Source organism: Altererythrobacter sp. BO-6 (assembly GCF_011047315.1).
Lineage (GTDB): Bacteria > Pseudomonadota > Alphaproteobacteria > Sphingomonadales > Sphingomonadaceae > Erythrobacter.
Window position 1 is genome coordinate 1,984,569 of the sequence record NZ_CP049259.1, and the last position, 12,610, is coordinate 1,997,178.

A 12,610-nucleotide genomic window follows, 5' to 3' on the forward strand; every position below is an offset into this window, starting at 1 on the left:
GGTGGAACTGACTTTCGCCAGCTACAACATCCACAAGGCAGTGGGGTTGGATGGCAAGCGCGATCCCGAGCGGATTATCGCGGTGCTACGCGAAGTGGATGCCGATATCATTGCCCTGCAGGAGGCGGATCGGCGGTTCGGACAGCGCGCATCGGTGCTTCCTCGAGCGCTGCTTGATGACACGCATTGGCGTGCGCTTGATGTGGCGGAACGGCCGCGCAGCCTGGGCTGGCATGGCAATGCGCTGCTGGTGCGGCGCGACATCGACTGCGTGTTGTCGCACCCGCTCGATTTGCCGACACTGGAACCGCGCGGTGCGGTGGTTGCCGAACTTGAGGTCGAAGGGCGCCCGTTGCGGGTCATGGGCGCACATCTCGATATCTCCGGCCTCAGGCGCCGTGACCAGCTCAAGGCCATGTTGCAACACTGCGCGCGCGGGCCGCGCCTTCCGACGGTGATCATGGGCGATTTCAACCAGTGGAGCAGGTTGACGGGGGCGATGCGTGCTTTCGGCGTCGCGTGGCAGCAGATTACCCCAGGGCCCAGCTATCCTGCGCGTCGGCCGATCGCCCCGCTCGACCGGATCGTGGCGACGCCGCATTGGGACTATTGCGACAGCAGCGTGCACCACAGCGCAACCGCAGTGCAGGCATCCGATCACCTGCCTGTCTGGGCCCGGTTAAGATTGCCCAAATACTAGGCTAGCGATTAATATTTAGGCAATTACCCGCACGATGCCTTGATTGTTAGCAGCCTTGTGAGCAGCTAAGAATCTGATTTCCTGCTTATTTTCAGTTCTGGCACGGCTTTTGCTGCACCTGCACAGCCGGAAGAGTGTCCGGTAAGCAGTAGGGGGCAGAGATGAAGTTCATCATCGCCGTAATAAAACCATTCAAGCTCGATGAGGTCCGCGAAGCGCTGGGCGCCATCGGGGTCGCCGGCATGACAGTCTCGGAAGTGAAGGGCTTCGGTCGCCAGAAGGGCCAGACCGAAATCTATCGCGGTGCCGAATATTCGACCAACATGCTTCCCAAGGTGAAGCTGGAGATCGCCGCGAGTGACGACATCGCCGCTCAGGTCGTCGAAACCATTCAGCAAACCGCCAGCACCGACGCGATCGGCGACGGCAAGATCTTCGTGCTCGACCTGGCTTCGGCCACCCGGATTCGCACCGGCGAAACCGGCGACACGGCGCTTTAATCGCAATGAGGGGCTCAACCATGATCCGCAAATTCGTGACCGGCACAGGAGCTGTTGCAGCTTCGATGTTTGCCGCTACCGCTGCCTTCGCGCAGGAAGCCGCCGAAGCGGTGGCCGAAACTGTCGCTGAAGTCGCAGAAGCCGTTCCAGCTGAAGTCGTTGAGGCGGCAGCAGCCGTTCCCAATCCGGGCAACAATGCCTGGATGATGACTTCCACGCTGCTTGTCCTGCTGATGATCCTGCCGGGCCTGGCGCTGTTTTACGGCGGCCTGACGCGATCGAAGAACATGCTCAGCACCATGACCCAGGTCGGCGCTACCGCTGCCTTGGCCATGATAGTCTGGGTGATCTGGGGCTATTCGACTGCCTTTGGTCCTGAGGGCAATGCTTTCTACAGCTGGGGCAATCTGTTCCTGACTGCTTCAACCTATGAAAGCACAGCAGCGACCTTCTCCGACGAAGTGATCAGCGAATATGTGTTCATCAGCTTCCAGATGACCTTCGCAGCAATCACCGCCGCGCTGATTCTGGGTGCGACCGCAGAACGTATGAAATTCAATGCGTTGATGCTGTTCGTCCCGATCTGGCTGACGATTGTCTATTTCCCGATCGCACACATGGTTTGGGCTGGCGGTGGCTACCTGTTTGAGAAGGGCGCGCTCGACTTTGCCGGTGGTACCGTGGTCCACATCAACGCCGGCGTCTCCGGACTCGTGCTGGCCTATCTCCTCGGCAAGCGTCGCGGCTATCCGGCCGAGCCGATGCCCCCGCATAGCCTGACCCTGACTATGGTTGGCACCGGCTTGCTGTGGGTGGGCTGGTTTGGCTTCAACGCTGGCTCGGCGCTCGAAGCTGACGCTTTCGCGGGCCTCGCCATGCTCAACACCTTCGTCGCTACCGCAGCTGCAGCGCTGACCTGGATGGTCATCGAACGGCTTGCTGGCCACAAGGGTTCGGCGCTCGGCTTCTGTTCGGGTGTGATCGCAGGTCTTGTGGCGGTGACTCCCGCGGCAGGCAACAGCGGTCCATTCGGCGCAATCCTGCTGGGCATCGTTTCCTCTGCAGTGTGCTATTTCGCGGTTGCCAAACTCAAGGCGAAGTTCGGCTACGACGACTCGCTCGACGCATTCGGCATCCACGGCGTTGGCGGGATCGTTGGCGCGATCGGCACGGCAGTGGTTTACCAGCCGTTCCTCGGCGGCCCTGGAGATGGTTCGACCACTCTTGGTGCGCAGCTCTGGACACAGACGCATGGCGTGCTGGTGACGATCGTGTGGGCCGGTATCGGCACCCTGATCGCCGCCTATGTCGTCAAGCTGCTGATCGGCCTCAGGGTCGACGAAGAGACCGAAGTCAACGGGCTCGACATCTCCGAACACGGGGAGCGCGCCTACAACTAACCGAAGCGTTGCGCGGGAAGTGGGGACTGTTCTCCGCGCAACGCAACCGGAAGCAACACCAGTTTGGCGGGGCGGGGAACCTCTCTCTCTCCTCTCCCTCCCCACCCCGCCTCACCTCGTTCCTCCTGCGAACGAACAAACTGCGAAAGGGCCGGAGCCAGCCGCTCCGGCCCCTTTTTGTCTAGGCTGTTGATGGCGGCAGCCTTGGGTGGGTAAGCACGCATTCTGTTCTGCCTCGCCAAATTCTACGCTAGAATGCGGAGGCGGGTGGCGGGTCGCCCCTTTTTGCTTGGAGCCTTGGCATGCTCGAGATTCGCATAGCCACCTCGGATGATGCGCCTTCGATCAAGGCGCTGATGGATCGCGCCATCGCCGAATTGCAGCAGGGTTTCCTAACCCCTGAACAGATCGCCGCATCGCATGTCGCGATGGGGCTGGACCTGCAGCTGATCGAAGACGGCACCTATTTCTGCGTCGAAGAGGATGGGGTGCTGGTCGGGTGCGGCGGGTGGTCGCGCCGCGCGACGCTTTATGGCGGTAATCATTCGGCCGGGCGCAATCCGCGCCTGCTCGATCCCGCAACCGAAAGCGCGCGAATCCGCGCGATGTACACCCACCCGGAACACACGCGCAAAGGGATCGGGCGCTTGATCCTCGACACCGCCGAGGAGGCTGCGCGGCGCGAAGGCTTTAGCGAGCTGGAGATGGCGGCAACCATGGCAGGCAAGCCGCTTTATGAAGCTTGCGGTTACGCGGTCGAGAGCGAATGGTTCGACGAGAATGGCGCTGTGCCAGTACCGCTGGCAACGATGTGGAAGCGGATCGCCTGAGCCTCAGCCGCGCGCTGCCGCGAGCACGAAATCCCCGCAGCGTTCGCCAATCATGATGCTCGGCGCGTTGGTATTGCCGCTGACGATCTTGGGCATGATCGATGCATCGGCCACCCAAAGCCCATCGAGCCCGCGCAGCTTCAGCTGCGGATCGACTACGCTGTCGGCATCGCAGCCCATCCGGCAGGTGCCGACCGGGTGATAGATAGTATCGGATACCTCTCGAATGCGACGCTCCAGCGCGGCATCATCCTCATAATCGATCGGGTTACGGTCACGCGCGCCCAGCGTCGACAGCGGTGGCGTATCGGCAATGCGCGCCATCAGTCGCGCGCCTTTCTTGAGCAACTCCATGTCGCGCGGATCGGACAGGAAATTGGGGTTGATCGCGGGCGCATCAGTCGGATCGGCGCTCTTCAGCCGCACCCAGCCCTTGCTCTCTGGCCGCAGCACGCAGACGTGGAGCGAGAAGCCGTGTTCCCTCAGCTTGTCGCGCCCGTGGTTCTGGATGATGGCGCGGATGAAATGATATTGCACGTCGGGGCAGGGCGCCTCAGGGTCGATCGTGACGAAGCCGCCACTCTCCGCGAAATTGGTGGTCAGCATGCCGGTACGATGGCGACGATGTTCGACGAAAGCCTTCGCAACTGCCCAGATGCCGCGCAGCGAACCGCCAAACAGGCCGAGGTCGTTGAGCTCATAACTGGTCAGGAAGTCGCAATGGTCCTGCAGGTTTTCGCCAACTGCGCCCCGGTCCAGCAGCACGTCAATTCCGTGCCGCGACAGTTCTGCGCCCGGGCCAATGCCTGACAGCATCAAGATCTGCGGCGATCCGAAGGCCCCTGCGCTGAGAATCACGCCCGATCGTGCCGTGATCGTTTCGCGCTTGCTGCCGCGGCGCACCATCACGCCCGTCGCCCGGCCATCCTCGATCAATATCCGTTCGATGACCACGCCGGTGCGGATGTCGAGGTTCGGCCTGCCTTGCAGCGGATCGAGGAAGGCGCGGGCAGATGACCAGCGCTCGCCATTCTGTTGGGTCACCTGGTAAAGGCCGAAGCCTTCCTGGCGCGGCCCGTTGAAATCGTCATTGTGCGGGATCTGCAACTGCTCGGCCGCCTCGACAAAGGCCTGCGCAACCGGGCTGGGGCTGATTTGCTCGCTCACGGTCAGCGGGCCATTACCGCCATGCCATGCGTCCCCGCCGCGCTGATTGCCTTCCTGCCGTTTGAAGACGGGCAGCACATCCTCCCACGCCCAGCCGGTGCAGCCCATCGCGGCCCAATTGTCATAATCCCAGGGATTTCCGCGAATATAGACCATGCCGTTGATCGCGCTGGTCCCGCCCAACCCGCGACCGCGCGGCTGGTAACCGATCCTGCCGCCGAGGCTCTCCATCGGCTCGGTATCGAAGGCCCAATTGCTGGCCTTGGGCATCATCGCCAGCAGGCCGGGCGTGCGCGTGAAGATATGCGTATTGTTGCCACCCGCTTCGAGCAGGCACACCGTGTTACGGCCGTCTTCGGCCAATCGGGCGGTTGCAGCGCTGCCGGCGCTGCCCGCGCCAATCACGATATAATCGAAGCTGTCCATCATCTCTCCTCTTGGCGGAGAGTGTTAGGCAGGCTCGCTTTGCCCGGCAATCGGGTTTTGATTGACCACTGAGTTTTTATGCGCAGGATTATGCCCTTGCCGTTCCAGCCAGCGCGCGCGGATCGTGTCGGACGTGTCGCGGCTGTCGTCATGAGTCCAGCCCGGCTCGCGCAGCAGATAGCCCAGCTTGCTGCCCCACGGCGCGCGCCAGATATCCTGGATCATCCCGATCCATTCGTGGAACACCGCCCACAGCAGGTTGAAGCTGCCCAGCTGCTTGATGATGCCGTAGCGGATTGGCTCCTCATCGCTCTCCGGCTCGAACGTGCCGAACATCTTGTCCCATACGATGAAAACGCCAGCATAGTTGCGGTCGAGATAGCGCGGATTGGTGGCGTGGTGCACGCGGTGGTGGCTGGGCGTGTTCATCACCGCTTCGAACCAGCGCGGCATGCGTCCGATCGCCTCAGTGTGGATCCAGAACTGGTAAATCAGGTTGAACCCGCCGCAAATCGCGATCATCGCCGGGTGGAAGCCGAGCAGCACCAGCGGCAGCGCGAACAGGAAGCCGAACGTGAACGGCCCGGTCCACGTTTGCCGCAGCGCAGTCGAAAGATTGTAGTGCTGGCTCGAATGATGGTTCACATGCGCAGCCCACATCCAGCGGATGCGATGCCCGGCCCGGTGAACCCAGTAGTATTTGAGATCATCGAGCACGAAACATAGCGGCCAGGCCCACCACGCCCATCCGATGTCGAATAGGCGGAACTGCCATACCCCCAGGAACAGCACGAAAAAGAAGCCGCCGAAGAGCAGGCTGGATACGGTGCTGCCAAGGCCGAACAGCAGGCTGGTCAGCGTGTCGCGCGGCTCATAGGCGTATGGCCGTTTGCGCCACGCCCAGATCATCTCGATCAGGACGAGCGCCACAAAGCCCGGTACGGCATAGTCGACAGGTGAGAAATCAGGCATTGCTATGCGATCCTAATGCATTCACCGCTTCTGCCCAAGCCTGAGCATCATCCAGCTTGAGCTCAACGCTGCCAAAGCGACGTTCGCCGCTATCGATTCGGAGCGTGCTCGGCGCAATTCTTGCGGTTGCGTCAGGCCCCAGAATTCGACCTGCCAACTTGTTGCCATGCTGTCTCAGCAACAACAGCCGACCATTTGCGTCGCACATAATCGCGGACTTGCCGCTCATGTCGACCGACCAGGCGGTGGGCTCATAGCCGTCGACCGCTTCGTCGGCAGCCCTGCGGATGGCGGCTTCGCTGTCCAAGGCTGGCTTGCCCCCCAGGCGCAAGGCATGCGCCAGCCAGGCGAGCAGCAGAATAGCCAGCAGCGAGCCGACAAACTGGAGGATTTCTGGCGGCAGATTCATCGAAATGCCGATTGGCACGGGCGGTGCTTTGCGGCAAGCAGTCAGGCAAGAGAGAGGACCACTGCATGACCAGATTTGCCAGCATTCTTGCTATCGCCACACTGATCGCCGCCCCGCTCGCCGCGCAGGTGCCTGACCCGGCTGCAGAGGTGGCCGCGCAGAAGGACCGCACCGCCCGGGTGGCGCAGCAGCTGTGGGATTGGGCCGAACTTGGCTACCTTGAACAGCGTTCGAGCGGGCTGATGATGGAAGAGCTTGCCGGGGAAGGCTTCCGGATCGAAGCGGGCATAGCCGATATCCCCACCGCCTTTGTGGCCGAATGGGGCAAGGGTGGGCCGGTGATTGCGATCCTGGCCGAATATGACGCGCTGCCCGGAATCAACCAGTCGGCTTCGGCCACGCGCGATCCGGTCGATGGCAAGGGCGCGGGGCATGCCTGCGGGCACAATCTGTTCGGTGCGGGCTCCTTGACGGCGGCGATTGCAGTCAAGAACTGGCTGGAGGCAACCGGCACACCAGGCCGCATCCGGCTTTACGGCACGCCTGCCGAAGAAGGTGGCTCGGGCAAGGTCTACATGACCCGCGCGGGCCTGTTCGATGACGTGGATATCGCGATCCATTGGCATGCCGACGATGAAAACAGCGCTGCGGCGCGCACCAGCCTCGCCAATCGCTCCGCCAAGTTCCGCTTCCACGGGGTCTCGGCCCATGCCGCCGGTGCTCCAGAACGCGGGCGCTCGGCCCTTGACGGGGTCGAGGCCATGAACATGATGGCCAATATGATGCATGAGCATATGCCGCAGCAGGCGCGCATGCATTATGTGATCACGTCGGGCGGGAACGCACCCAATGTCGTCCCGGACTTTGCCGAGGTGTTCTATTATGTGCGCCATCCAGACCCGAAGGGCGTAGAGGATATCTGGGCGCGACTTGAAGATGCGGCGCGCGGCGCGGCGCTAGGCACCGGCACCAAGGTCGATTGGGAAGTGATCCACGGCAACAACCCGTTGCTCGTGAACGAAACGCTGGCCATGGTGATGGATGCCAAGCTTCGGCAGGTCGGCGGCGTGGCCTATTCAGCGGAAGAGCGGGTCTGGGCAGCGGAAATCCAGAAGTCGCTGGGCGACGCAGCAAAAGCGCTCGAAAGCGCTGCTGAAATCCAGCCTTACAGCAAGAGCCTGGGATATGGTTCGACCGACGTCGGCGATGTCTCATGGGCGACGCCGACCGTTGGTGTGCGCACCGCGACATGGGTGCCAGGCACCAGCGCACACAGCTGGCAGGCGGTGGCAGCCAGTGGCCATTCGATCGGGCACAAGGGGGCGCAAGTCGCGGCGAAAGCGATGGCGCTGATGGCGGCGGAGCTGTTCACCAATCCCGAATTGCGGGCTGCGGCCCGGGCGGAATTCGACCAGTCGCGCGGTCCTGGCTACCAGTACCGCTCGCTGTTGGGCGATCGCCCGCCACCGCTCGACTACCGCAAGTAGCTTCGCCGTTCAGCCCTTGGCTTGCGCAGCCAGCATGTCCATCGCCGGTCGGACCGGCGATACGTCATAGCCAGCGTTGCGCGCTGCCGCGGCGATTTCGTCAGGATTATGACCGGCGCGCGCTTGCGCCAGCGACCAGAGCAAGGTTGAACGCGTGCCACTGCGGCAATAGCCGAGCACCTTCCCGTCAGTGCTGGAAAGCGCCGCCTGCATCGCCGCCACTTGCGGTTCGCTGAAGCCGGAATGGCCGATAGGGATGGCGAGATAATCCATTCCGGCCGCGCGCACGGCCGCTTCGATTTCGGCGCCCTGCGGTTCCTCTGGGGCTTCCCCATCGGGCCGGTTGTTGATGACCAGAGTTACCCCCGCGTTCGCTGCCTCAGCTATATCGTCCAGCTGGATCTGCGGACTGGCCAGCATGGTTGGCGAAAGCTCGCGAAAATCGGTCATGATATCTCTCCTGTCTCGCGGCCGGCGCGACTCGCACGGTGGTTTCGCCCAAAACCCTTGGCTGGGGCAAGCATTCCCGGCAACAATCGCAATGCGAAAATGTCACATTTTTGCGCCAAACGAGCAGGGCGCGTTAAATCATTCGCCTCGCAAGGCTTTGTCCGCTATGTTGCAGGAGTAGAGGTGGGGTTCCGGCAAATCAGCTGCGATGCCTGCTGCGCAAAATGCTGCTTTCCGTCCGCAGCATTGGCGTGGGTGTTTCAGGGCGGAGAGACAAGGTACGAATTAGGTTATGGGTTACGACAGAGGGCGCCGCCGCGGCCGGGACAAGCGCGACGGATTCGGCGAGGACGGCTTCGATCCATTCGGCGGCGGTGACAGCTTCCCCCCGCGCGACAATTTCGGACAGCAGGATCGTTTTGGCGGCGGTGGCCGCGGGTTTGGAGATGATCGCGGCCCGGGCGGCGGCGACCGGTTCGGCGGCGGTGGTCGCGGTCCGGGTGGTGGTGGCCGTGGGCCCGGTGGTGGCGGCGGTGGCGGCGGTTTCAACCGCATGCCGGCCCAGGTGATCGGCACCGGTAAGGGCACGGTCAAATTCTTCAATAGCCAGAAGGGTTTTGGCTTCATCCAGCAGGATTCGGGCGGCGAAGATATCTTCGTTCATATCAGCGCGGTCGAACGGGCCGGGCTGGAAGGCCTGGCAGAGGGGCAAGAGCTTGAGTTCAACCTAGTGGATCGCGGCGGCAAGGTGTCGGCGCAGGACCTGCAGGTTGTGGGCGACGTGATCGCGGTCGAAAAGCGTCCTGCTGCGCCGCAGCGCGAGCTTACCGGTGAGAAGGCGACCGGGACAGTCAAGTTCTTCAATTCGATGAAGGGTTTCGGCTTCCTCGTACGTGACGATGGCCAGCCGGATGCATTCGTTCATATCAGCGCGGTCGAGCGGTCGGGCCTCTCCAGCCTGAATGAAGGCGAACGTTACGAATTCGACATCGAAGTCGATCGACGAGGCAAGCACTCGGCGGTCAACCTCGTTCCCGTCCAGGGTTGATCAGCTGCCTTGCGCGGCCATTTGACCGGCCGCTGATGAGGCTTTACACGACGTGGAAATGGCGGTCCTGCGGGGCCGCCATTTCTCATTTGCCTGATTTGAATTTGCTTGAGGTTCCGCGATGTCGATCACTCCCCTGATGCCCGTTTATCCCCGTTGCGGCGTGCGGCCGGTGCGCGGCGAGCACTGCCACCTCATCGATGAGGATGGCACGCGCTATCTCGATTTCGCCAGCGGGATCGCAGTGAACCTGCTGGGCCACAGCCATGAAGGGCTGATTTCAGCGATCCAGCAGCAGGCGGCAACGCTGATGCATGTTTCGAACCTCTACGGCAGCCCGCAGGGTGAAAAGCTGGCACAGGCACTGGTCGACAACACCTTTGCCGACACCGTCTTCTTTACCAATTCCGGTGCCGAGGCGGTCGAATGCGCGATCAAGACGGCGCGCGCCTATCACCAGCATGAAGGCGATACGACGAAGTTCGAACTGATCACCTTCAAGAACGCGTTCCATGGCCGGACGATGGCTACAATCAGCGCGTCGAATCAGGAAAAGATGCACCACGGTTTTTCACCGCTGCTCGCCGGGTTCAAATATGCCGAGTTCGACGATCTGGAGAGCGCGAAAGCGCTGATGGGGCCGCACACCGCCGGCTTCCTGGTCGAACCGATCCAGGGCGAAGGCGGCATTCGCCCGGCCAGCGATGCCTTCATGAAGGGCCTGCGCGAACTCGCCAACCAGCACGATTTGATGCTAGTGCTGGATGAGGTGCAGTGCGGGGTTGCGCGCACGGGCACGCTCTATGCCTATGAGCAATACGGAATCGAGCCAGATATCCTTGCCACCGCGAAGGGTATCGGCGGCGGCTTCCCGCTGGGTGCGTGCCTGGCCACGGAAAAGGCCGCGCGCGGCATGGTGTTCGGCACGCATGGCTCGACCTATGGCGGCAATCCGCTGGCGATGGCAGCGGGCAGCGCGGTCATGGAAGCGGTCGCGAACGAAGAATTCCTCAGCTCCGTCCGCGAAAAGGGCGAGCGCCTGCGCAGCCGCCTGGAACAGTTCATCGGCAATTATCCGGAGCTGTTCGAACTGGTGCGCGGCAAGGGGTTGATGCTGGGCATCAAGATGAAGGTCGAGAGCCGTCCCTTCTTCGTTCACCTGCGCGACAATCATCAATTGCTGACCGTGGCCGCGGGCGACAACACGATTCGCGTCTTGCCGCCGCTGGTGATCGGCGATGCCGAGATCGACGAGTTCTTCGAGAAACTATCGGCCGGGGCGGCGAGCTTCTCGCCAGAGCAGTAATGGCCCAGCCGCGCCATTTCCTCGATCTAGGCGATGCAGGCGGCGATGCGATTGCCGCCATGCTGGGCGATGCGATTGACCGGAAAGCGGCGCGTGAAGGTTGGCCCAAGGGCAGACCCGATGCCGACCGGCCGCTCGCGGATCACGTGCTGGGCATGGTGTTCGAGAAGAATTCGACCCGCACCCGCGTCAGCTTCGACATCGCGATGCGCCAGTTGGGCGGTTCGACGCTGATCCTGGATTCCGCTTCGAGCCAGCTGGGGCGGGGCGAGACGATTGCCGATACGGCCCGTGTCTTGAGCCGGATGGTCGACGCGATCATGCTGCGGACGGACGATCATGCCAAGATCGAGGAAATGGCGCGCCATGCCAGCGTTCCGGTGATCAACGGCCTGACCGATCGTTCTCATCCCTGCCAGATCGTGGCTGACCTCCTCACCATCATCGAGCATGGCAAACCGCTGCCGGGCCTGGAAGTCGCCTGGTTCGGCGACGGCAACAACGTGCTGCACTCGATCCTTGAGGCTGCCGGCCTGATGAAGTTCAACGTGCGGGTGGCCACCCCTGCAGGCTATGAGCCGGATCGGGAATTCGTTGACATGGCGAGATCGGGCGGGGCCAAAGTCACCCTGACCCATGATGCGGCAGCCGCTGCCGAAGGCGCCGATGTGGTCGTTACGGACACGTGGATTTCGATGGGCCAGGCGCATGCCGAGGAAAAACTGGCTGCCATGGCGCCCTATCAGGTCAATTCGGCGCTGATGGCCAAGGCGAAGGCAGACGCGATCTTCCTGCATTGCCTGCCGGCTCACGTGGGCGAGGAGGTCTCCGACGAAGTGTTCGAAGGAAGCCAGTCTGTCGTCTTCGACGAAGCCGAGAACCGCATCCATGCGCAGAAGTCGGTCCTGCGCTGGTGCTTTGGCCAGTTGTGACGGCTGAACGGCGAGCAGCCCTTAATTTCCCGGCTCAAGCCACCATATAGCCGCGGATGACGGACACATCGGAAATCTTCACGGAGCAGCTGCTCGGTTTCAGCGTCCCGTCGCGCGATGCGCGAGGACGGGTGGTACGGCTCGATCGTTCGCTTGACGATATCCTCAGCGCACATGACTACCCCGCGCCGGTCAAACACCTGCTGGCCGAAGCCTTGGTGCTGACCGCGCTGATGGGCGGCTTGCTCAAGGAAGAGCACGCCCAGCTCACGATGCAGGCGCAGACCGAAGGCGGGCCGATCAGGCTGATGGTGTGCGATTACCGTTCCGGCCAGATGCGCGGCTATGCCGATTTCGACGACCAGCAATTGGGCAGTCTCGGCACCAATCCGTCGCTTTCGGCGCTATTCGGGAAAGGCTATCTCGCGATCACTTTCGAAACCGGGCAGGGGCGACGCTATCAGGGAATTGTGCCGCTCGAGGGCGCTTCGCTGGCCGAAGCCTGCGAACAATATTTCTTCCAGTCCGAACAGATCCCGACATTGCTCAAGGTCGGAATTCTGGCCCAGGGCTCCAGCTGCATTGCCGGTGGGCTGCTGCTGCAGCACCTGCCGCAAGGCGAGGAAGGGCGCGAACGGCTGCATGTGCGGCTTGACCATCCTGACTGGGAACATGTCGCGGTGATGGCCGGATCGCTAAGCCATCAGGAATTGGTCGATCCGGGCCTGTCGATGGAGGCGATCGTCTGGCGGCTGTTCCACGAAGAAGACGAAGTGCGGGTCGAGCCGGGCGCTTGCCTCAGCAAGGGATGCCGTTGCGATGTCGCGCATTACAACAGCGTGCTTTCCCGCTTTCCCGAAGACGAGCGCAATGCGATGCGCAATGCCAACGGCGAGATCGTGGTCGATTGCGCCTTTTGCTCGAAAGAGTTCGTTATCGACCTTTGAAGCGGTTCGTCGCTGTTCAGAAACGGTTTATCGCAG

Annotated in this window: 13 protein-coding genes; 9 read left to right on the forward strand and 4 right to left on the reverse strand. The window is 62.2% G+C overall.

Features of this window, described 5'->3' with window-relative positions; genetic code table 11:
- Position 1: 1 nt before the first annotated feature.
- The 4 genes from G6N82_RS09735 to G6N82_RS09750 all read left to right on the forward strand — a co-directional run bounded on the left by G6N82_RS09735 (position 2) and on the right by G6N82_RS09750 (position 3,430).
- Positions 2-700 (forward strand): endonuclease/exonuclease/phosphatase family protein, encoded by a 699-nt coding sequence (locus G6N82_RS09735; protein ID WP_165195988.1) that lies wholly within the window; start codon positions 2-4, stop codon positions 698-700.
- 161 nt (positions 701-861) lie between these two features.
- Complete coding sequence (locus G6N82_RS09740) at positions 862-1,200, forward strand: P-II family nitrogen regulator (protein WP_165195990.1); 339 nt, start codon at positions 862-864, stop codon at positions 1,198-1,200.
- 20 nt (positions 1,201-1,220) lie between these two features.
- Positions 1,221-2,600, forward strand: coding sequence for an ammonium transporter (locus tag G6N82_RS09745; protein ID WP_165195992.1), 1,380 nt, complete (start codon positions 1,221-1,223; stop codon positions 2,598-2,600).
- A 302-nt stretch (positions 2,601-2,902) separates the two neighbouring features.
- Positions 2,903-3,430 carry a GNAT family N-acetyltransferase gene (locus G6N82_RS09750; protein ID WP_165195994.1) on the forward strand — a complete coding sequence of 176 codons (528 nt, stop codon included), beginning with the start codon at positions 2,903-2,905 and terminating at the stop codon, positions 3,428-3,430.
- Between the two features lie 3 nt (positions 3,431-3,433).
- Here G6N82_RS09750 and G6N82_RS09755 read toward each other — a convergent pair whose 3' ends face one another.
- The 3 genes from G6N82_RS09755 to G6N82_RS09765 are packed head-to-tail and all read right to left on the reverse strand — an operon-like array spanning position 3,434 to position 6,422.
- Positions 3,434-5,023 (reverse strand): GMC family oxidoreductase N-terminal domain-containing protein, encoded by a 1,590-nt coding sequence (locus tag G6N82_RS09755; protein WP_165195996.1) that lies wholly within the window; start codon positions 5,021-5,023, stop codon positions 3,434-3,436.
- Positions 5,024-5,047: 24 nt separating this feature from the next.
- Entirely contained in the window at positions 5,048-5,995 is a 948-nt protein-coding gene (locus tag G6N82_RS09760) for a sterol desaturase family protein (protein ID WP_165195998.1), read from the reverse strand.
- The gene (locus G6N82_RS09765) at positions 5,988-6,422 is read right to left on the reverse strand and encodes a hypothetical protein (protein ID WP_241255064.1); all 435 of its coding nucleotides are present in this window, start codon (positions 6,420-6,422) and stop codon (positions 5,988-5,990) included. Before G6N82_RS09765 ends, G6N82_RS09760 begins: the two co-directional genes overlap by 8 nt.
- Before the next feature lie 47 nt (positions 6,423-6,469).
- Here G6N82_RS09765 and G6N82_RS09770 point away from each other — a divergent pair, with 47 nt between their 5' ends.
- On the forward strand, positions 6,470-7,891 hold the full coding sequence (locus G6N82_RS09770) for an amidohydrolase (RefSeq protein WP_165196000.1): 1,422 nt from the start codon (positions 6,470-6,472) through the stop codon (positions 7,889-7,891).
- Between the two features lie 9 nt (positions 7,892-7,900).
- Here the strand turns inward: G6N82_RS09770 and G6N82_RS09775 are convergent, their stop codons facing one another.
- Positions 7,901-8,341 carry a TIGR01244 family sulfur transferase gene (locus tag G6N82_RS09775; protein ID WP_165196002.1) on the reverse strand — a complete coding sequence of 147 codons (441 nt, stop codon included), beginning with the start codon at positions 8,339-8,341 and terminating at the stop codon, positions 7,901-7,903.
- A 292-nt stretch (positions 8,342-8,633) separates the two neighbouring features.
- On the opposite strand from G6N82_RS09775, the gene G6N82_RS15185 reads away from it, so the two are divergent.
- The 4 genes from G6N82_RS15185 to G6N82_RS09795 all read left to right on the forward strand — a co-directional run bounded on the left by G6N82_RS15185 (position 8,634) and on the right by G6N82_RS09795 (position 12,574).
- Positions 8,634-9,389: a cold-shock protein gene (locus tag G6N82_RS15185; protein WP_165196004.1), complete on the forward strand. Its 756-nt coding sequence runs from the start codon at positions 8,634-8,636 to the stop codon at positions 9,387-9,389.
- A 121-nt stretch (positions 9,390-9,510) separates the two neighbouring features.
- Complete coding sequence (locus tag G6N82_RS09785) at positions 9,511-10,695, forward strand: aspartate aminotransferase family protein (RefSeq protein WP_165196006.1); 1,185 nt, start codon at positions 9,511-9,513, stop codon at positions 10,693-10,695.
- Positions 10,695-11,627: an ornithine carbamoyltransferase gene (argF, locus tag G6N82_RS09790; RefSeq protein ID WP_165196008.1), complete on the forward strand. Its 933-nt coding sequence runs from the start codon at positions 10,695-10,697 to the stop codon at positions 11,625-11,627. Before G6N82_RS09785 ends, argF begins: the two co-directional genes overlap by 1 nt.
- Positions 11,628-11,683: 56 nt before the next feature.
- Positions 11,684-12,574: an Hsp33 family molecular chaperone HslO gene (locus G6N82_RS09795; protein ID WP_165196010.1), complete on the forward strand. Its 891-nt coding sequence runs from the start codon at positions 11,684-11,686 to the stop codon at positions 12,572-12,574.
- Positions 12,575-12,610: the final 36 nt, after the last annotated feature.

Coding starts and splice junctions, on each gene's coding strand:
- G6N82_RS09770 (WP_165196000.1), top strand. CDS start 6,470: ATGACCAGATTTGCCAGCATTCTTGCTATCGCCACACTGATCGCCGCC.
- G6N82_RS09795 (WP_165196010.1), top strand. CDS start 11,684: ATGACGGACACATCGGAAATCTTCACGGAGCAGCTGCTCGGTTTCAGC.
- G6N82_RS09760 (WP_165195998.1), bottom strand. CDS start 5,995: ATGCCTGATTTCTCACCTGTCGACTATGCCGTACCGGGCTTTGTGGCG.
- G6N82_RS09750 (WP_165195994.1), top strand. CDS start 2,903: ATGCTCGAGATTCGCATAGCCACCTCGGATGATGCGCCTTCGATCAAG.
- G6N82_RS09740 (WP_165195990.1), top strand. CDS start 862: ATGAAGTTCATCATCGCCGTAATAAAACCATTCAAGCTCGATGAGGTC.
- G6N82_RS09755 (WP_165195996.1), bottom strand. CDS start 5,023: ATGGACAGCTTCGATTATATCGTGATTGGCGCGGGCAGCGCCGGCAGC.
- argF (WP_165196008.1), top strand. CDS start 10,695: ATGGCCCAGCCGCGCCATTTCCTCGATCTAGGCGATGCAGGCGGCGAT.
- G6N82_RS15185 (WP_165196004.1), top strand. CDS start 8,634: ATGGGTTACGACAGAGGGCGCCGCCGCGGCCGGGACAAGCGCGACGGA.
- G6N82_RS09775 (WP_165196002.1), bottom strand. CDS start 8,341: ATGACCGATTTTCGCGAGCTTTCGCCAACCATGCTGGCCAGTCCGCAG.
- G6N82_RS09785 (WP_165196006.1), top strand. CDS start 9,511: ATGTCGATCACTCCCCTGATGCCCGTTTATCCCCGTTGCGGCGTGCGG.
- G6N82_RS09745 (WP_165195992.1), top strand. CDS start 1,221: ATGATCCGCAAATTCGTGACCGGCACAGGAGCTGTTGCAGCTTCGATG.